This window comes from Stutzerimonas stutzeri (assembly GCF_024448955.1).
Lineage (GTDB): Bacteria > Pseudomonadota > Gammaproteobacteria > Pseudomonadales > Pseudomonadaceae > Stutzerimonas > Stutzerimonas stutzeri_AQ.
Genome location: NZ_JAMOIH010000012.1, coordinates 87,779 through 106,937 on the forward strand (window position 1 = coordinate 87,779; position 19,159 = coordinate 106,937).

A 19,159-nucleotide genomic window follows, 5' to 3' on the forward strand; every position below is an offset into this window, starting at 1 on the left:
GCTCGGCCGCTCAACCCGCCTTTTCGTCCGGCTTGTCGGTCGCGATCAGATCGAAACCCCAATCGCCGTACAGGTACCAATCGTCCCCCATCATTTCCGCCGGGTGCTGGGTACGACCGGCACCGTTGCCGCAGGCGAGCGAGTCCGCCGAACAATAGCGGTCGCAGCCCCAACAGATACGTTCGGGATGGGGTGGATTCATCGGAAATTTCTTGGCCATGTTCGGGCCTCTGTGCGCTAGCTGAGCGCTCAGGCTACTCGGCCACCCCCCGCGCGGACTTGATCATGATCAACAACGCCCCGCTGGAGGCTCAAACCAGCACTTCGCTGATCTGCAGAATGTGGGTGATCGCGCCCGCACGCGTATCCCACACATAGCGAAAATGCGGGCCCTGCACCGGCAGCGAGACCGTTTGCGGGCGAAATGCAGCGACGCACTCATGCCCGTCCAGCCGCACGCTTCGGTAAAGCAGGCCCCAGGCCTTGCCGTCACGGTGCTCGCGGGCAAATGCCTGGCTGTTGCCATAGGCGGCCGGATCGGGCTGATGCAACTCAGGCATGGCGCGCACGTCAATCACCGGCTTGACGATCTTGTTCACGTACGCGCGCATGGTGATTTCGACATTCGCCTCACGCGTGGCCGCCAGGAAACGCTCCAAATGGAACTTGGTTTCGGCGATGGCCGCATCGATGGAACTGGCGCAGTAATAGACACCGTAACTGCCATCGCTGAACCGGCTGGCATTACCGATATGGGTGAAGGCCGCCATCACTGGCGTCGAGCCCGGCCCGCTGACCCGATCACCGGGCGCCACGCGCCGCAATAGCCCCGCCTCTTCGCGCAAACGATCATTGGTCATGGCCTCAAGCGCAAAGGCGATTTCCAGATCATCCGGACTGAGCGTGTCTTCGAACACCGTCAACGGTGGAAACGAGCTGTTGATGATGCGATACGCCTTCCGCCAAGCTGGCAACACCTCCGGCCACGCCATCAACCACGAACCCCGTCGAGATAGCGTCGTACGTCCGCCAGATCGACCACCTGCCCACCGAGCATGTAGTCGAGCGCGCTCGTGCCATTGAATGGCGCGGCGTCATTGGGTTTGTGCACCCATTCGTATGCGCGCTCCGCCTGGTTGCTGAAGATGATCCGCAGCGCCTTGTGGATGCCCATCAGATAGGAAATCCGCTCCAGCGTATCGCGCGGTAAACGAACTTCGGGGAGCTTCTTGTATTTGAAATAGGTCGTGTTGCCCACCGAACCGAGCAGCACGCGCTGTTGCTCGGCACTGCAATCCCACAGTCGCATGAGGTTGAAGAAGAACGTCAGCGCAACTCGCCCCGCATCGGGTGAATGGATGTCCGGCTTGCTTATCGCCTGTTCGGTTTTCATCGTTACTTCTACCTGGTTATCGCATAGCCAACAGATTACTCCGCATATGTATTATTTCAACTATTAAATTCATATACGGATTATCTGTCCTTAAGCTGGCTTTGCTGACCACGATAGAGCGCAACTCAGAACAGTCCGAGCTGGTCGTCAATCAGCGCTGAGAAGCTGTCGCCCACGAACGGCAGGATCGCATCGGCGATCGGCAGCAGCTGGCGTGTCACGTAATGGTCGTAGTCGATCACCGCACGCCGCACCTCGAGCGGCTCCGGCCCGGCCACGGTGATCAGGTACCTGATCCAGCCGCCGTTCTGGTACTGCCGCTGACGGCCCTGCTGCAGGTTGTAGTCATCGGCGATCCGTGCGGCTCGCACATGTGGCGGCACGTTGCGATCGTAGTCATCTAACCGTCTGCGCAATCGCTTGCGGAAGATCAGCAACTCATCCAGCTCACCAGCCAGCGTGCGGTGTACATAGTCGCGCACATAATCCTGATAGGGCTCGCGGTTGAAGATGCGCCGGTACAGCTCCTGCTGGAATTGCTGGGCCAGTGGCGACCAGTCGGTGCGTACCGTTTCCAACCCCTTGAACACCAGCCCATCGCTGCCATCGGGACGCGTGACCAGCCCGGCGTAGCGCTTCTTGCTGCCCTCCTCCGCGCCGCGAATGGTAGGCATCAGGAAGCGCTTGAAGTGACTCTCGAACTGCAATTCCAGGGCGCTTTGCAGGCCGTACTCCTGTTGCAGATGGTCACGCCACCAGTCGTTGATCCGCTGCACAAGGTGCTTGCCGATGCGTGCCGCGTCCTCGTCATCGTGGGCGCGCTTGAGCCAGACAAAGGTGGAGTCGGTATCGCCGTAGATCACGCTGTAGCCCTCGGCCTCGATCAGCTCGCGGGTGCGACGCATGATCTCGTGCCCACGCAAGGTGATGGACGACGCCAGCCGCGCATCGAAAAAGCGACAGCCGCTGGAGCCGAGCACGCCGTAAAAGGCGTTCATGATGATTTTCAGCGCCTGCGAAAGCGGCTTGTTGCCCTCGCGCTTGGCCGTCTCACGCCCTTCCCAGACGCGCTCGACGATTGCCGGCAGGCAATGACGCGTCCGAGAAAAGCGCGCGCCGCGAAAGCCCGGCACCGAGTCGCTGTCCTCGGGATGGCGCATGCCTTCGACCAGCCCCACCGGATCGATGAGAAAGGTGCGGATGATCGACGGGTAAAGGCTCTTGTAGTCCAGCACCAGCACGGATTCGTACAGGCCCGGCTGCGAATTCATCACGAAACCGCCGGGGCTGGCCTCAGGCGGCCGCTCGCCTAGGTTGGGCGCGACGAAGCCTTGGCGGTGCATCAGCGGAATGTAGAGGTGTTCGAACGCGGCCACCGAGCCACCACTGCGATCGGCCGGCAGACCGGTAACCGTGGCGCGTTCGAGCAGGAAGGTCAGCACTTCAGTCTCCTGGAAGATTCGCGTGACCAGCTCGCAGTCCTTGAGGTTGTAGCGCGCAAGCGCCGGCTTGTCCTCCGCGAACATGCGGTTGATTTCATCCATGCGCTGGTACGGCGTGTCGATCGCCTTGCCTTCGCCGAGCAGCGTCTGCGCGACATTTTCCAGGCTGAACGAGGGGAAGCTCCAGGTCGCCGAACGTAGCGCCTCGATGCCGTCGATGATCAGCCGGCCCGCCGCAGCAGCGAAGAAATGATTGCCGCGACTACCATGCTCGCGCCAGGCCATCTCTTCGCCGCCACGCCCCAGCCGCAGCGGCACCTGATAACGCTGGGCCTGTTCGCGCAGCACCCGTAGGTCGAATTGCACCAGGTTCCAGCCGATGATTGCATCCGGATCATGCAACGCCATCCAGTCGTTCAGCCGCTCGATCAGCTGCTTGCGGCTGTTGCAGTATTCCAACTGGAAATCCACCGTACTGGCGTCATCGTTGGCCGGCCCGAGCATATAGACCTGGCGCTGCCCGCAACCTTCCAGCGCAATGGAATACAGCTCGCCACGCATGGTGGTTTCGATGTCCAGCGAGACCAGCTTCAGTTGCGGGCGATAGTTCGGTTCGGGCTTCAGCTGTGCATCGACCAGCACGCCCTGCGCATTCGCCTGGCCAATAAAGCTGACCGGCGCGGTGATGAAGCGCTCCATCAGATAGCGCTCCGGCGGACGAATGTCGCCTTCGTAGACGTCGAGCCCAGCCGCGCGCAGGCGCTTTTCCAGGTTCATCAACTGTCGGTGCTGCTTGCAATAGAGCCCGAGCACCGGCCGATGCCGGAAATCGGTCAGATTCAGCGGTCGCAATTCGACGTCGCGTTCGCCCTTGATCAGTATCTCGACCTTGCGCTGTTGCGTCGCCGGAATGAACGCCACCGAAGGCTGATACGGCACGCGGAGCCGGCGCGGCCCGGCGTCGGTCGCCAGCCAGAACTCCACCTCGGTCCCGGCCGCCGTGTCGCGCCAGTGCCGGGCCAGGACGAAGCCCTGCTGTAAATCCACCGTTCGCCTCCTCATCTTTGCGAGGCAACATTCTACGTGGCAACGCTCGCAAACATGCCTAGAGAATCATCGACGCGGCCACTCGCGTCGGGCCTGACAGCATGGCGCTAGCAGGCCCGACGCCGGATGTCACATCCTGAACCGGCTCACCATCATCTGCAGATGATTACCCAAACGGGCCAGCTCCACGCTGGAGGCTGCGGTTTCGTTGCTCGCCGCTGCGGTTTGCTCGGAAACGTCGCGAACATTCAATACGCTGCGGCTGATTTCCTCAGCTACGGCGCTCTGCTGCTCGGCGGCCGCGGCGATCTGCTGGTTCATAGACTGGATGTTCGAAACGGTGCGCGTGATGTTCTCCAGCGACTCGCCAGCCCTGCGGGTAAGCGCCACGCTGCTGTCCGTCAGTTCACGGCTACTCAGCATGATCGTCGCGACCTGCTTGGTGCCGTTCTGCAAGCCAGCCACCAGGCCTTCGATCTCCTCGGTGGATTTTTGCGTGCGCTGTGCAAGTCCGCGCACTTCATCAGCCACCACCGCAAAACCACGCCCCGCCTCGCCGGCCCTGGCCGCTTCGATGGCAGCGTTCAACGCCAGCAGGTTGGTCTGTTCGGCGACCGCTCTGATCACGCCCATGACGCTTCCGATCTTGTCGCTCTCGCCTTGTAGCACCGTCATCGCCTCGGTAGAGCGAATCACCTCGGCCGCCAGACGCTCAATCTGCGTGACGACCTCGGCGACCACCTGATCACCCGCTCGCGCTTCGTGATCAGCCTCCGTTGCGGCAAACGCTGCCTGCTCGGCGTTGCGGGCAACCTCGTGAACCGTCGCCGACATCTCATGCATGGCGGTGGCGACCTGGTCGGTCTCGAGTTTCTGGCTATTCACCCCGGCACTGGTCTGCTCGGTCACGGCAGACAGTTCTTCGGCAGCGCTGCTGATCTGGGTAACGCCGTCGCGGATTCCGCCAATGAGGTCGCGTAGCGTCGCACCCATTTGTTGAATGCCTTTCTGCAGGGCCCCCATCTCATCGCGACGCGTCACTGGCGCGCTCGCAGACAAGTCACCCGCAGCAATACGCTCGACGTCTCTCAGCGTGTCTTGCAATGGACGCGTGATCTGGCGCGTGATCACCCATGCCGCCAGGATGCCCAACAGCAGCGCGAGCAGAGTGCTGACGATCAGGCGAGTGCGCGCGTCGCCGCTTTCGATGTCTAGCCGATCCAGCTGAAACTGGTACAAGGCGTCGCTGATTCTGACGATTTCGGCCTGAACGTCGGTCATTTCCTGGCGTGCAACGGCAATCGTGTCGGTCGCAGTTCGGAAATTCAGCAGAGCCGTGCGGTACTGCCCGAGCGTCGTTTCGATCACATTCAGATCATTCGCACTGCCGTCCAATGTCCGCTCGTACTGAGTCAGGGCAGACTGCGCGGCATCCAGCTGAGCGATCATGGCATCGCCATTCTGGGCGGTAGGCTTGGCGGTATAGGCACTGAATAAGTACCGTACCTGCTTCAGCTCTTCTCTGATCCGCGCGATGCCTTGCAGTTGCGCAAAACGGGAACTGTCATAGTCCGACAGGCCGATCACTCGCTGATAGATCGCGCCAGTCCGCTCCTCCAGAACGCCCACCGCGGCGTTGACCGCTCCTTGCGCGGCGTTCGCTTCGATGTAGGCCTTGCGCATCTTGTCGAGCGAACGCTGATAGTCGTCGTTGAACCCGCTCTGCTCTTTGAGCATCTCCACATTGATGGGGTTCTTGAAGGTGCCGAGGAGCTTCGACTGCTGAGCCAGATAGATCTCGAGTTTGTCGTCAAGGCGCTCGGTAGAAACCGGATCGCCGTTGGCCAGCATGAACTGCAGCCGGGCAATCCGCAGCCCGGTAAGCGTGTCATTCAAGGCGGATATTTCAGTCATCCATCCGCTACGCTGGATGACGCTGCCAAGGCTACCCCAACCGTTCCAGGCCAATACCAGAGTCAATATCAGCACCGAGCCAAAGCCCAGCCCCAACTTCTTGTTGATCGCGATGTTGCCAAACCAGCTGTTCATTAAAAACGTCCATTCAAAGATTCGATTCGGGGTCTTTCAGGTTGAATGATTGTTTTTATTTGCGGCCAGCCTGGGTCCCGCGCGCACCATATCGGCGCCCAGCCATGAAGCTTGAGCGCAGAGCAGGATTCATACATCGCAAAATGCCGAGGATTGAACGACAGATGCTGACGAGAAGCCCACCGAAGCGGTAAAGCCGCTCGGTGGGCTACGGATACATCGTTAGCGCCATCACCAGGAACGGCTGATCAGCCTGCCGCGACGTCCTCACCCAGATGGATCACCCGCGCCGCACGCAACATGCATTTGGCCATTTCCGGCGGGGAGAATTTGGTAAGGATGTCGTTGGCCCCGGCCGCCTTTGCCTTGTCGGTACTGATGGTGCTATCCAGCGAGGTATGCAGCAGCACGTAGATAGAGGCGTAATCGGGATGCTTACGCAGCGCCTGGGTGAAGGAGTAACCGTCCATCTCCGGCATCTCGATATCCGATACCACCACGTTGATCGCCTCGTAGCTGTCCTTCAGGCTATCGAGCTTCTCGAAAGCCTCTCGGGCGCTGCGCACCGCATGACAGGTGACGCCCATCTTGCTCAGGGCCGATACCGACATATGCACGGCCACCTGGCTGTCATCGACGATCAGCGCGCGGGTTTCGGTAAGCAGCTGCGCGTCCTGATCATCCAGGTCGGAGATGTCGGCCTCTGCGGGAGCAGGCGCAACGGTGTGGATCACCTTTTCCACATCGAGAATCTGGATCAGCTCGCCGTCTACCTCAGCCGTGCCGGTAATGAAGGAGCTGTTACGCGCCCCATACGGCGGCGGCAGGATTTTCGAAGATTGGATGTGGACGATCTTCACCACCGCCTGAACGTGCAACCCCTGCTTCGAGCGGCTGATTTCGGTGACGATCAGGCAGCCGCCCCTGGGGTCCTGCAGCGGCGCCATGCCGATCGCCAGGCTCAGGTCGATCACCGTCAACGGCTGACCACGCAGCGTGGCGACGCCCTTCACATGAGGGTGCGACTCGGGAAGCCGGGTCAGCGACGGGGTCGGAATGATCTCGCTGACCTTCAACAGGTTGATCGCCATCTGTTTGCCGCTGCGTAGTGTAAACAGCAGAAGCGATAAGGCGTCGGTGGCGGATGTGTTCTTCATGGATGGTCCTGTGGGAAAGCCGGTCTCGTGGCGTAGATATCACCTCGCTACAGCCTTGTCGGCTGGCGCGGCAAAATCTTCAGTCAGCTGAACGGCTTCTGCCAAATGCCGCGCTCCCGGTCAGCAGCGCTCGAAGATCGCCGCGATGCCCTGTCCACCGCCGATGCACATGGTTACCAGCGCATAGCGGCCCTGGATGCGCTGCAGCTCATGGATCGCCTTGACAGTAATGATCGCGCCGGTCGCACCCACTGGATGCCCGAGCGAGATGCCAGAGCCGTTGGGATTGACTCGCCCCGGGTCCATGCCGAGTTCCTGCATCACCGCACAGGCCTGGGCGGCGAAGGCCTCGTTGGCCTCGATCACATCGATCTGATACAGACTGATGCCGGTGCGCTCCAGCACCTTGCGCACCGCAGGCACCGGACCGATGCCCATGTAAGCCGGGTCGACACCGGCATGGGCATAACCGACCAATCGCGCCATGGGCGTCAGCCCGAGTGCCTTCGCCCGTCCCGCCTCGGCCAGTATCAGCGCCGCGGCTCCGTCGTTCAGGCCGGACGCGTTGCCTGCGGTCACGGTGCCGCCCTCCTTCTTGAACACCGGTTTCAATGCCGCGAGACGCTCCATGGTGAGATCCGAGCGTAGATGCTCGTCGGTATCGAAATAAGCGGTGCCTTTACGGCTGCGGATTTCAACCGGAACGATCTGCTCCCGAAAGTAGCCGTTCTCCAACGCCCGGGCGGCGCGCGCTTGGCTTTCCAAGGCCAAGGCATCCTGCTGTTCGCGGCTGATCGCGTAGCGCTCGGCCACGTTCTCCGCCGTCACGCCCATATGGAATTTGCCCCAGGGATCGTGAAGGAGCGTGTTCATGTAGTCGATCACCGCGCCATCCCCGAGGCGCGCACCCCAGCGCATATTCGGCACAATGAACGGCCCGCGGCTCATGCTCTCCGCTCCGCCGCCAATGGCTACATCGGTATCGCCGAGCAGGATCGACTGCGCGGCGGAAATGATTGCTTGCAGGCCAGAGCCACACAGGCGATTGACGTTGAACGCGGGGGTTTCCAGCGGTATGCCGGCGTCCACCGCAGCGACTCGCGCCAGATAACCATCCCGCGGCTCGGTGGGTATCACGTTGCCCATCACCACGTGGCCCACGGCGTCCGCTGGCGTGCCGGAGCGCTTCAGCGCCGCGCGGCAGACGGTCGTCGCCAAGGTGGTCAGATCGATGTCCTTCAGCGCGCCGCCAAAGGAGCCAATGGGCGTGCGCACCGCACCGACAACGACGATTTCGCGTTCAGTCATGGGGGTTCTCTTCTGCTGAATGGGGTCGCTCCGGCCAATCCGGCGCGGCGGTTCAACCGATGCTAACCGGATGAATCAGCAGAACAACAGGGAAAAGCTGCAGATCGCTCATGCGTTATTGCAGAACTCATCGGTCACTTGCCGCGATGGGGGGCGCCGGCAGAGCGATGCGCCCGTCGCTCGCTTTCCTCACGATGGAACGATGCACATTGATATCGGGCCCAATCCAGACAACCCATGGGAGGCCCAGCGATGACCAAGGCAGTCAAACCGGACGCCGAACAACCCTACTTCGAAACTCCTGCTCACATCCCCAACGGCAGCAATCACCAGATTCCGCATAGCCACCGGCTGGTCTATCGAGACCACGATGTGATCGTGCATCTCACCGGTTATGAATACGAAACCTTTGGCGAGACGCTTTGGGCGGCGGGCGCGGAGGTCGTGAAAGATCGCGAGATCGTCGTCCCGGTGAGCGTCGATCAGACGCAGCACTACCACAGTTTCGACGAAGCGCTCGAGCGCGGCACTGAAATGGGCAAACAGCTGGTCGATGAGCTGTAGCTCAACGCCAAGCGCGAACCACTGAGAACATTGGTCGGGCTCACGCCCTGCCCTGCAATCATGAGAAGGAAACCACCGATGAGCGAGAACAACGCGAAGGTTCGACACGACGAAGAACAACAGCGCTACCTGCTGGACATCGACGGCAAAACACTCGGCGTTGCCGCTTACCGGGAGGACGGTGACCGTCTGGTCTTTTCTCATACCGAAGTGGATCCGAGCCTCGAAGGCCAGGGCATGGGCAGCGTACTGATTCGCCAGTCACTCGACGATGCCCGCCGGCGCGGCAAGCGCATCGTCCCGGTGTGTGGATTCGTCGCCGCCTATGTAAAGAAGCACCCGGACTGGAACGACATTGTCGATTCGCCCGTTCAATGAGCGCACTGATGGGCGGCAACCATGCGTACGGGTAATATGCCCGCCCCGACCGGCAACTGCCGATCACTCGGCACCCGCCCCGCGCTGCTTCAAGCGCATGAGAAGAGAGAGCGATGAGCAACGAACTGCAGATCGAAGACATCCAGGTCGGCGACGGTAAGGAGGTGGTCAAGGGCGCACTCATCACCACTCAATACCGAGGCCAGCTGGAAGACGGCACCACCTTCGACTCATCCTATGATCGCGGCAAGCCGTTCCAATGCGTGATCGGCACCGGACGCGTCATCAAAGGCTGGGACATCGGGCTGATGGGTATGAAGGTCGGCGGCAAACGCAAACTCTTCGTCCCCGCCCACCTCGCCTACGGCGAACGGCAGATCGGCGAACACATCAAGCCGAACTCGAACCTGCTGTTCGAGATTGAGCTATTGGAAGTGCTGACTCGGGATGAGTGATAGTCGCGGCGTTCCGCGACTATCACTATGGGGTCAGGCCAATGCAGCCTGTCCAGTTCCGGTGGATATGGGCGCCTGTGAGCCCAGCGATTGCCCTACCACGTCACCGATCATGTCCGCGGTAATGGCGCTCAGGGTCCAGCCCAGGTGGCCGTGGCCGGTGTTATAGAAGATGCAGGGCGATTTGCCGCGGCCAACCTTGGGCATCATGTTCGGCATCATCGGGCGCAACCCGGCCCAGGGCACGACGCTCTGAGTGCTGACGCCTGGGAAGCATTCGTTGACCCAGTCCACCAACGGACGGATACGATCCGCGCGGATGTCGCGGTTGTAGCCATTGAACTCAGCGGTTCCCGCGACACGTAGACGATTGTCGCCGAGGCGGCTGGTTACCAGCTTCGTTTCGTCGTCCAGCAGGCTCACGGTCGGGGCTGCGACACGGCTGGCCTCGTCGTTGAGGTTGACGGTGATCGAATAACCCTTCACCGGATAGATGTTCACCCGGTCGCCCAATTGCGCGGCCAAGGCTCGGCTGGCCGTACCGGCGCAGATCACCATGCCGTCGAATTCCAGGGTTTCGTCGCCGCCTGGCGTGCCGAGAATGACACTGGCCTGGCTGCCGTTGGTCGCCACAGCTTTAACATCCTGGCCGTAACGGCATTCGACACCCAGGCGAATGGCCGCTGCCGCGAGGCCGTTGGTGAAGCTGTGGATGTCGCCGGTGGAATCGCACTCGGTGTAATAGCCGCCGTAGTACTGCCCCGCCAGCGTTGGCTCGATGGCCCGCATCTCGTCCGGCGTCACGCTGCGGCGCGGCAGCCCACCCTGGGCCAGCAGTGTGGAGACGGTGCCAGCGTGCTCAAAGCCGGCCTTGTCACGGTAGATGTGCAGAATGCCGGCCTTCTTCAAGTCGAAGTCGATGCCCTCTTCCTCGGCCCAGGCAAACAGATGCTCACGGGCCGCAATGGCCAGGCGTGCGGTTTCGATGGTGTTCTGACGGTATTGCGGGATGGAGCCGATGAACTCGGCGAACCAGGACAGTTTGTGCCAGCTGGGCTTGGGATTGACCAGCAGTGGCGCGTCGCTCTTGAGCATCCATTTCATGCCCTTGAGGATGGTTGACCAGTGAGTCCAGACCTCGGCATTCGAGGCGGAGAGCTGCCCGCCGTTGGCGAAGGAGGTTTCCATCGCGGCGTAGCGATGCTTTTCGAAAAGGGTTACGTCGAAACCGCGTTTGGCCAGCGCATAGGCGGTGGTGATGCCGGTAATACCGCCACCAATGACAGCGATTGTTTTCATTGTGTCGCTCCAGAACGTCAAGGGTCAGAGTCCGTCCGCGACATGCGGATCAGACGCCCCCTCTGTTCTGGACCTGAGAGTTTCGCGAGCTCCAACGAGCGGAGTTCGCTTGCTCCTTCGGTGCGGCGGGCGACGACACCCGACGGCTCTTCAGAGTCAAACCTGTGGAATCGGTCCTTTTGCCTGAGAGTTTCCGGGGCGGTTGCTCCTTCGGCGCTGCCGGCGACGATGTCGCTGCAGTCTCTCCCGAGTCCACATACTTCATGCCGGACCGATCGAAATCGATCCGGTGATGCAGTCGGTGCTCAAGGTGCCAGAAAACAGCCCCTTTGCAACACAATTTTTTCTGCCGTACGACTAAGGAACGATGCATTCGATCGCTTCAGCGGCACGCCATGAAACCATCACCGGCGTTACAGGCATGATTTCAGGAGCCCACAAGCGCTATCAGCTGAGCGATATCGACGGGCTTGGTCAGGTGTACATCGAACCCGGCCGCCAGCGCATTCTCCTTGTCGCTCGGTTGCCCCCAGCCAGTGATCGCCACCAGCCGAACACGCGAATCCGACGAGCGGATCATCCGAGCAACCTCATCGCCACGCAGTCCAGGCATGCCGATATCCAATAACACCACTTCTGGCTCGAGCTGCCGATAGCGCTCGAAGGCTTCGACCCCGTCGAAGGCCAGATGCACGTCGTGGCCCTCCAGCCGGAGGACTTCGGCCATGGTTTCGGCGATGTCCCGGTTGTCGTCAGCGACCAAAACCCGCCGCGTATGGGCCCCAGACTCGTCGGCTTTCACAGGCTGCGCCTCGCGCCGCGGTGGGGCCAGCGCCGGTAGACTCAACTCGAATTCCGCCCCCAACCCAACCCCTTCGCTGCTGACGCGAATGTCGCCGCCATGAAGAGTGGCCAGCCCTTTGGCCAGCGCCAGCCCAATGCCCAGGCCAGCATTGACCTGTGTTTGGGTCGTTGGCACCTGAGCGAATCGTTCGAAAATCAGTTGGAGATGCTCGCGAGCAATGCCCAAGCCGTTATCGGTCACCGACACCGTTGCCGTCCCTTCTTTCAACGCGGCGCGAACTCGGATCTGTCCACCCTGAGCGGTGAACTTGGCGGCGTTGTTCAGCAAATTGACCAGTATCTGCTCGAGCCGGAGTGGATCGGCGTCGAGCAGGATCGGCTCTTCGGGCAATTCGACAATCAACTCATGCTGTTTCGCCTCGATTTTGGCCCGTGCGGTCTCGATAGCGGCCTCGATCACGGTCCGCAAAACCAGCGATTCCTTACGCAGCATCAACTTGCCGAGGGTGATGCGGGAGATATCGAACAGATCGTCCAGCAGCAGGGCCATATGTCGTACCTGCCGCTCGATGATTTGCTGGCTGCGCAACTTCTGGGCTTCGGATGCAGAGGGAGAGCCGAAGAGACCAGCGGCCAGGCGAATGGGTGCCAGCGGATTACGCAGCTCGTGCGCCAAGGTTGCGAGAAATTCATCCTTGCGCCGATCGGACTCCAGAATCGCCTGTTCCTGGCGCTTGGACTTGGTCACGTCAGCGAACCAGACGGCAAGCCTGTGCTCGAAGGGCGTGGCGATCAGGCGCACCCAGCGCTCGCTGGCAAAGGCAGTGCTGCGCATCTCTATGTCACGCGGCTGTTGCTGCGTCGCCGCCGCCACCAGCGTGTCGATCGCTTGCGGATTGGCATTGGGTCCGAGCACTTCGCTGATGCGCCGCCCCGTCAGTTCAACAACCGTTCCCTGCAAGCTCTCGGCACCGGTCGGGTTGATGAAGTCCAGCCGGAAATCATGTAACTCGCCCGCAGCATTGAGGTGCGGGGAAAGAATGGCGAACGGAACGGTGGACGAATCCAGCGCCACCTGCAGTCGCCGCTCAAACATGCCGGCCTTGCTCTGCGCCCGTGCCCGGTCGATGAATACCGCAGCAAGGCCAGCCGCAAGATCGGCCAGGCGAATCTCACGCTCGGTCGGGGGCCGCGTCTCTTTGAGTTGCACGGTCAAAGTGCCCAGGACGCTGCCGTCGCTATGCAGGATCGGCGTGCTGTGAGCGGAGCGGAACCCTTCGATACGGGACACGACGCGAAACTCAGTGAAGCGCGGATCGGTTTCGGTGTCCGTCACCACCACCCGACAGCCTTCCTGTACCGCTGCGCCGCAAACGCCGAGTCCGGGCGCTACGTTGTCCAGTAGCTCAAGTGACGCTGTCGAAAACCCCTTCGACGCATGGATGCGCAAGGGTGACCCGCCGTCGCTAAGCGCCAGCAGACCGTGGGTCGCACTGTGCAGCTCGCACAACACATCGATGATCGCCTGCAGTTGAGCATCCAGCGTCGGCAATTGCTGCAGGCGATTGCCGAGCGTGTGCAGCGAATTCAGATCACTTATCTGCTCGGTCAGGTCCTGCTGAGCCAGTTCCAGCTGCGACAGCATGCTGTCACGTTCGGCCTCGCTCGCCCTACGCGCCTGCGCAGCGGCAGCCAGTGCCTGGCCAACCTCGCGCACTTCTTCGATTTCGCTGTTCGGTACCTGTTGTAACGACTGGCCTTGACCGATGGCCTGCGCCGCCCGGCGCAACTGACGCATCGGCACGTTGATTCGCCGCGTCGCGAACAACGCTGCGGCGACGGCAAACATCAGGGACAGCAACAGTCCGCCGCCATAGAGCGTGAAAGCCCGAGCGGCGCCAGCTTCCACCGTTTCGGTTGGCGCACCCGTGGCGACAACCCACCTGGAGGGACGCAGGCGGACGAATGCGGTGTACGCCGAAGCACCTTCTACCGTCATGGCCATGCCCACTCCTTCGTCGGCGGGATTGTCCACGAGCATGCTCTGGAGCGTCGGAGACGCCAGCTGCCCCACGGTTTCCTGGTGCCGCTGAGAACGTGCGATGCGCATGCCGCTGGCGTCCAGCACTGTGGTGATCCAGCCCGGCGGCAATCGGCGGTCGCTGATGACCTCGACGATGGATTCAGGCTTGAGCACCGCTGTCAGGACGTAGCGAGTGTTCCCCTCGATATCGACCGGCACGCGTATGGGAATCCCCCACACCCCGCCGGGGCCCAACCCCATGTTGCCGACCTGCGGCTCACCAGTGCGCATCAGTTCAGCGAAACTGCGCGGCTCGGCAATCGCCTTGGATGCGGGCGAGTCGTGCCGCGAAATACGCCGGATGACCTGGCCGTCCGGCGTGATAACGAGCAGGGCATACCAGCTGGGCACCGAGGGCAATACGCGATGGACCATACCAGCGAAGCTGTCGATATCATCCTCATCGAGCAGCGTTGATTGCGATAACGCCTGCAGCACGTCCAGTGACCGCCTGAGCTCGACCTCGACTGCCGTGGCGGCCAGGCGTGTGGCTTCCAGACTGCGCTGCTTCGCCAGCAGCTTCTGGTCATTGACTATCGATACCAGACCCAGCCCAGCGACCAATGCCAGAGGCAGAATTCCGGCAAGCGCGATCGTCAGCAGACGGCTGCGCAACGGTACCGAGCGGGTCGGTTTCGCTCTTGCCTGATTCAATAGTTCTTCCCCTGACACCCTGATTAGAATCAAGGCGTAAAAACTCGGCGAAACGGTGCGTCACCGAGCGGCACGCATTAGTTTAAGCAATCCGTGCAACGAGTATCAGCACTTGGAGGGTCCTTGCTGCGGACCAGTTCATTCACATCTTCAGGTGGCAAGGCGCTGCCAGATAATTGAATCCTTGGGAGATTTGCATGTTAGAACTTCGGCCTGGATGCGAATGCTGCAACATTGATTTGCCGCCAGAATCTGCGCAAGCGTTGATCTGCTCCTTCGAGTGCACCTTCTGTACGGAGTGCGCAGAGTCGAAACTTGGTTTCATCTGCCCTAACTGCGGCGGCGAACTGGTGGCCCGCCCCCGTCGCCCCGCTGCAAAGCTCGCTAATAACCCGGCATCCACACAACGCGTTTATAAGCCGCAACGGTGCAGCCCGGCCCCTATCGTTCGGTAAGACCCGACGGCCTATCTTCGCCATCGCTCGTCTAACCCAACAGTGATGGGTACAAAAAAAGGCCCGCAAAGCGGGCCGGATTTCGTGTTCAGGGCTAGGCCGTTATTTCGGCAGTTTGAACGTAATAAAGCTGGCCCGTCCGTCACGCAGCACGCGCATCGACACGGAGCGATTCTTCGGTAGCGACTTGACGACCTGACTGAAGGTTTCTACCGAGTCGATGGCCTGGTTGTTCAGATGCGTGATGACGTCACCCGGACGCAGGCCGATCATCGCCGCAGGGCCTTGGTTGACTTCACTGAGCACCACACCACCGTTGATTTCGAGCGCCTGACGTTGGGCGTCGGTCAGCTCGGTCACCGAAACACCGAGGCGGTTATCGCTGTGGGTAGTACCGCCCGCGCCACCAGACGAGGCCAGCAAATCGCCGTCTGCGGGCAAGGCACCGACCTCGATGCTCAAGGTCTCGCGGTCGCCGTCACGCACGATCTCGAATTTGGCGGTGGTGCCAGGTTTCATCGCACCGATGAGGTGCGGCAGATCCCCCGACATATCAATGGACTTGCCGTTGACGCTCAGAATCACATCACCCACCCTCAGGCCGCCCTTGGCTGCCGGCCCACCATCCATAACCTGCGCCACCAGCGCACCGGCTGGACGCTCGAGACCAAACGACTCGGCCAGATCCTTGTTCACTTCTTGAATGACCACCCCGAGCCAACCACGGCTGACCTTGCCGTCTTCACGCAGCTGGTTGGCGACATCCATGGCGACGTCGATCGGGATGGCGAACGACAACCCCATGAAGCCACCGGAGCGGGTGAATATCTGCGAGTTGATACCCACCACTTCACCGTCGAGGTTGAACAGCGGGCCACCCGAATTGCCTGGGTTGATTGCTACGTCCGTCTGGATGAAGGGAACGTAACTCTCATTCGGCAGACTGCGACCAGTCGCGCTGACCACGCCCGCCGTCACGGTGTGATCGAAGCCGAACGGAGAACCGATGGCGACGACCCACTCGCCTGCTTTCAATGCTTCGGAGCTGCCGAGCTTGACCGTCGGCAGATCGTCCCCTTCGATTTTCAGCAATGCCACATCACTGCGCGGGTCGGCTCCGACCAGCTTGGCTTGCAGTTCGCTGCGATCAGGCAGACGCACCATGATTTCATCGGCATCGGCAACCACGTGGTTGTTGGTCAGCACATAGCCATCTTCGGAAATGATGAAGCCCGAACCCAGCGACTGAGCCTCTCGGCGCTCGGGTCGTTGCGGGATACCACGCTCGAAGAACTCGCGGAACATGGGCGGGATGCCCTCCAGATCCGGCATCTGCGCCAGCGCGCCACGCGCGGGTTTGTTCTGCTTGGTACTGATGTTCACGACCGCCGGCGAGGCATCTTCGACCAGCGGCGTGAAATCTGGCAGATCCGCATAGGCGACCAGCGCCTGCCCGAATAGCGCGACGCCGGCTACGACTGCCAGAAGGTCTTTACGAAGAATCATGGTGACAGGTCTCCCACGATGAAAATTGGTTAAACGAACTTGAGTGTGGCCATCCAGACCAAAAAATAGCGGGCCGCCGTGCGCTCGAATGCTGCTCAACAGCCCGGCCACGGCAAACCCACCCAAGGGAGCAAGCTGTTCCGTCAGCCTGTGAAGAACTCTACGCCTTGTACAGTCAGCTTCGTGTGAAGCGGACGTAAAGGAACCGTAAGGTTTCGCCGCAGCAATTTCCGATAGGGATCGCTTATCTGATCGCATCCAGGCCGGTCGTTTCAAACCCGGCCTGTTCAGCCGCTTGGCATACACGCAGATGATCCTCGGGCAAAACGAGCGCGGCTTCTGCCCGTTTGAGCGCCAGCTCGATATGTCGGTCGGCCGCGATTCTGACCGCTGCATCACCCAGCCGCCCCAGCGATGCCAGCGCCTGCTGTAAACATATGCCCACCTCGACCAGCGCCGCTCCGTCGCGCGCGATGGGTGTAAAGAAGTCGTCGAGCATGTCCGCCACGCTCAGCCCCGGTGCGAATATCCGGTCAAACTTGGGCTCCTCCGGTGGAGTCGGCCTGGATAGATGCGACAGCACCCGCAGACCGCGACCGATTACATCGACTGCGGTCCCCTGATCGTTGATACCGGGCGACAAGGCTCGCGACGCAATCTCGGCCAAGACGGTCATTCCGAAGCGTGGGTCGCGGTCAAAGGTTCGCTGTGCGCCGATGACGAAGGCCGCGCGCAGTGCGTCGTCACACTCCTCGCCTACACCCACGGACCAGGCGATCGGCTGCGTCGGCTCGACGAAGATACCCGGCAGCACACAGATATAGACCGAGCTGTTCTCCGACTCGGTCAACGTGCCCAATGCCGGCATGTCGATGTGCTGCACGAAGCCAATCTTACCGGCGTACAGCGGACGCGCGCCCGGCAGTGCTTTGGGGTCAACCTCGAGCGGGCAGCCACCCAGATAGGGTTGCTCCATGCGCTGGCACAACGACCGGGTTGCGGCGTCCTCCACCCTCGCCGTGGTCTCTGCGACCCTACCCAGCCCCGACAGCTGATCGATCCAGCGCAACAACGCGTAGACCACCAAAACCACGACGACGATGGTCGCAGCGAACATTACGACCCGGCCCTTATCACCATAAAGCCCTGTGCTCAGAGCGATGATGCCGACCAGGCTGAAGATGAACGAACCGATGAAGGTGGACAGGGTGTTTTGCGTCGTGGGGTCTTCCACCAGCAGCGAGATGGCCCGCGGGGTGACGTTGCTGGTCGCCGAACCGTAGGCGGCCACCATAATGCTCAGCGAAAAGGTCGTGACCGCGAGCATGCTCGATGCCAGCACACCAAGGATGTTATCGACCGCATCCGAGCCGATCTTGGTCGGGATATCGTCGGGGATATAGGGCGCCACCGCCAATGCCACCAGCGCAGCCGCGATGCCCAAGACAGAAAACAGGCTAGCCCTGAACCAGGGCCGCTTGCTGATGCGGATGAGAAACCACTTCCAACGCTCGATCATCTGCGACTCGCGCTCAGGTCCGTTTCAGTACAGACAAGAGCGTCATCGCACCGTTGCGAAAAAACGGGGTTTCTTCGCAGACCGTCTCGTTTTAGCCCGCCAGCGCCGCGACTGCCGCCGGCAGTTCGCGCATGTCGTTGATCACGGTCGCCACGCCCAGCTCCCGCAGCGCCTGATCATGCCCGGCGGGAATATGGCTCGCGCCGGTAAAGCCGATCACCTGCATGCCCGCAGTGCGCGCGGCCAGGACACCGGTCGGGCTGTCCTCGACGACCAGACAGTGCCCCGGCGCGACGCCCATGCGCTCGGCGGCCAGCAGATAGACATCCGGCGCGGGCTTCGGCGAAGCCACCATTTCGGCGCAGAAGATATTCCCGGCAACCCGCTCGGTCAGTCCGGCGCGGTGCAGCGACGACTCGACATTGTGCAGACGGCTGTTGGACGCCACCGCAAGCGGCAGATCGATGGCAAGCAGTGCGTCACGTACGCCCGGGATGGCCTGGACTTGCTCGGCTACCGCTTTTTCGCTGTGACGCCGCAGATCGTCATCGAAAGTCTTCGGCAACTTCAAATCGAAGCGCTTTTCGATGAGGTCGATGATGCTCGGCACCGTCAGGCCGAACGTCCCATCCAATGCCTCAATCAGCTGGTCCGCCGGCACATGGAGGCTCAACGCCTCGAACAACACGCGGTGGCTGATGATCTCGCTGTCGACGATCACGCCATCGCAATCGCTGATCAGCAGGTCGATAGTGGCCATCGGATCTCCTGGTGGTTGACGCGCGGCAATAGCGCCGCGCCAGCTTGGACTGCGCCAAGCATGCCGAGTTTTACGCCGCTTCGATGGCAATTGCGCGTCGCAACCATTGCTGTTGCGCATGCCAGCAAATCCGCACCGGCGCAGAGCCCAATGACGACCGGCGCCCGGTAGCCGGGCCAAATGTGCTTGCAGCACGCCCTTCGCCGCGCCAGTCACCACCATCCGAGCACCGTGCGCATTTCGTTCAATACCAGCGCTACGCCCACCCCTAGCCTTCGCACTGACA

16 protein-coding genes and 1 riboswitch are annotated in these 19,159 nt (G+C 61.3%); of the genes, 4 read left to right on the forward strand and 12 right to left on the reverse strand.

Features of this window, described 5'->3' with window-relative positions; all coding sequences use genetic code 11:
• Positions 1 to 10 precede the first annotated feature (10 nt).
• From NA645_RS13965 to NA645_RS13995, 7 genes are all read right to left on the reverse strand, one after another.
• Positions 11 to 220 (reverse strand): DUF3079 domain-containing protein, encoded by a 210-nt coding sequence (locus NA645_RS13965; RefSeq protein ID WP_256049376.1) that lies wholly within the window; start codon positions 218 to 220, stop codon positions 11 to 13.
• 91 nt (positions 221 to 311) lie between these two features.
• Positions 312 to 992 (reverse strand): RES family NAD+ phosphorylase, encoded by a 681-nt coding sequence (locus NA645_RS13970; protein ID WP_256049377.1) that lies wholly within the window; start codon positions 990 to 992, stop codon positions 312 to 314.
• Positions 992 to 1,393: an MbcA/ParS/Xre antitoxin family protein gene (locus NA645_RS13975; RefSeq protein ID WP_256049378.1), complete on the reverse strand. Its 402-nt coding sequence runs from the start codon at positions 1,391 to 1,393 to the stop codon at positions 992 to 994. Before NA645_RS13975 ends, NA645_RS13970 begins: the two co-directional genes overlap by 1 nt.
• A gap of 125 nt (positions 1,394 to 1,518) precedes the next feature.
• Positions 1,519 to 3,882 carry a DNA polymerase II gene (locus NA645_RS13980; RefSeq protein ID WP_256049379.1) on the reverse strand — a complete coding sequence of 788 codons (2,364 nt, stop codon included), beginning with the start codon at positions 3,880 to 3,882 and terminating at the stop codon, positions 1,519 to 1,521.
• Between the two features lie 129 nt (positions 3,883 to 4,011).
• On the reverse strand, positions 4,012 to 5,931 hold the full coding sequence (locus NA645_RS13985) for a methyl-accepting chemotaxis protein (RefSeq protein ID WP_256049380.1): 1,920 nt from the start codon (positions 5,929 to 5,931) through the stop codon (positions 4,012 to 4,014).
• Positions 5,932 to 6,179: 248 nt separating this feature from the next.
• Positions 6,180 to 7,088: a chemotaxis protein CheV gene (locus NA645_RS13990; RefSeq protein WP_256049381.1), complete on the reverse strand. Its 909-nt coding sequence runs from the start codon at positions 7,086 to 7,088 to the stop codon at positions 6,180 to 6,182.
• Positions 7,089 to 7,208: 120 nt separating this feature from the next.
• The gene (locus NA645_RS13995) at positions 7,209 to 8,396 is read right to left on the reverse strand and encodes an acetyl-CoA C-acyltransferase family protein (RefSeq protein ID WP_256049382.1); all 1,188 of its coding nucleotides are present in this window, start codon (positions 8,394 to 8,396) and stop codon (positions 7,209 to 7,211) included.
• Between the two features lie 252 nt (positions 8,397 to 8,648).
• On the opposite strand from NA645_RS13995, the gene NA645_RS14000 reads away from it, so the two are divergent.
• The 3 genes from NA645_RS14000 (at position 8,649) to NA645_RS14010 (ending at position 9,793) form a co-directional block, all read left to right on the forward strand.
• On the forward strand, positions 8,649 to 8,960 hold the full coding sequence (locus NA645_RS14000; RefSeq protein ID WP_256049383.1) for a hypothetical protein: 312 nt from the start codon (positions 8,649 to 8,651) through the stop codon (positions 8,958 to 8,960).
• A gap of 78 nt (positions 8,961 to 9,038) precedes the next feature.
• A complete protein-coding gene (locus NA645_RS14005; RefSeq protein ID WP_256049384.1) occupies positions 9,039 to 9,338 on the forward strand; it encodes a GNAT family N-acetyltransferase in 300 nt (99 codons plus the stop codon).
• A 113-nt stretch (positions 9,339 to 9,451) separates the two neighbouring features.
• Complete coding sequence (locus NA645_RS14010) at positions 9,452 to 9,793, forward strand: FKBP-type peptidyl-prolyl cis-trans isomerase (protein ID WP_131651643.1); 342 nt, start codon at positions 9,452 to 9,454, stop codon at positions 9,791 to 9,793.
• A gap of 33 nt (positions 9,794 to 9,826) precedes the next feature.
• Here NA645_RS14010 and NA645_RS14015 read toward each other — a convergent pair whose 3' ends face one another.
• Together NA645_RS14015 and NA645_RS14020 are read right to left on the reverse strand one after the other, a co-directional pair.
• On the reverse strand, positions 9,827 to 11,092 hold the full coding sequence (locus tag NA645_RS14015; protein WP_256049385.1) for a D-amino acid dehydrogenase: 1,266 nt from the start codon (positions 11,090 to 11,092) through the stop codon (positions 9,827 to 9,829).
• 161 nt (positions 11,093 to 11,253) lie between these two features.
• A riboswitch (glycine riboswitch) is annotated at positions 11,254 to 11,351 on the reverse strand.
• Between the two features lie 168 nt (positions 11,352 to 11,519).
• Positions 11,520 to 14,633 (reverse strand): ATP-binding protein, encoded by a 3,114-nt coding sequence (locus NA645_RS14020; protein ID WP_256049386.1) that lies wholly within the window; start codon positions 14,631 to 14,633, stop codon positions 11,520 to 11,522.
• 197 nt (positions 14,634 to 14,830) lie between these two features.
• On the opposite strand from NA645_RS14020, the gene NA645_RS14025 reads away from it, so the two are divergent.
• Positions 14,831 to 15,088 carry a DUF1272 domain-containing protein gene (locus tag NA645_RS14025; protein WP_181104329.1) on the forward strand — a complete coding sequence of 86 codons (258 nt, stop codon included), beginning with the start codon at positions 14,831 to 14,833 and terminating at the stop codon, positions 15,086 to 15,088.
• A 102-nt stretch (positions 15,089 to 15,190) separates the two neighbouring features.
• Here NA645_RS14025 and NA645_RS14030 read toward each other — a convergent pair whose 3' ends face one another.
• From NA645_RS14030 to NA645_RS14040, 3 genes are all read right to left on the reverse strand, one after another.
• Positions 15,191 to 16,594 carry a DegQ family serine endoprotease gene (locus NA645_RS14030; protein WP_256049387.1) on the reverse strand — a complete coding sequence of 468 codons (1,404 nt, stop codon included), beginning with the start codon at positions 16,592 to 16,594 and terminating at the stop codon, positions 15,191 to 15,193.
• 244 nt (positions 16,595 to 16,838) lie between these two features.
• A complete protein-coding gene (locus NA645_RS14035) occupies positions 16,839 to 18,113 on the reverse strand; it encodes a DUF2254 domain-containing protein (protein WP_256049388.1) in 1,275 nt (424 codons plus the stop codon).
• Between the two features lie 91 nt (positions 18,114 to 18,204).
• Positions 18,205 to 18,873, reverse strand: a complete 669-nt coding sequence (locus NA645_RS14040; RefSeq protein WP_256049389.1) for an HAD family hydrolase — start codon at positions 18,871 to 18,873, stop codon at positions 18,205 to 18,207.
• Between the last annotated feature and the right edge of the window lie 286 nt (positions 18,874 to 19,159).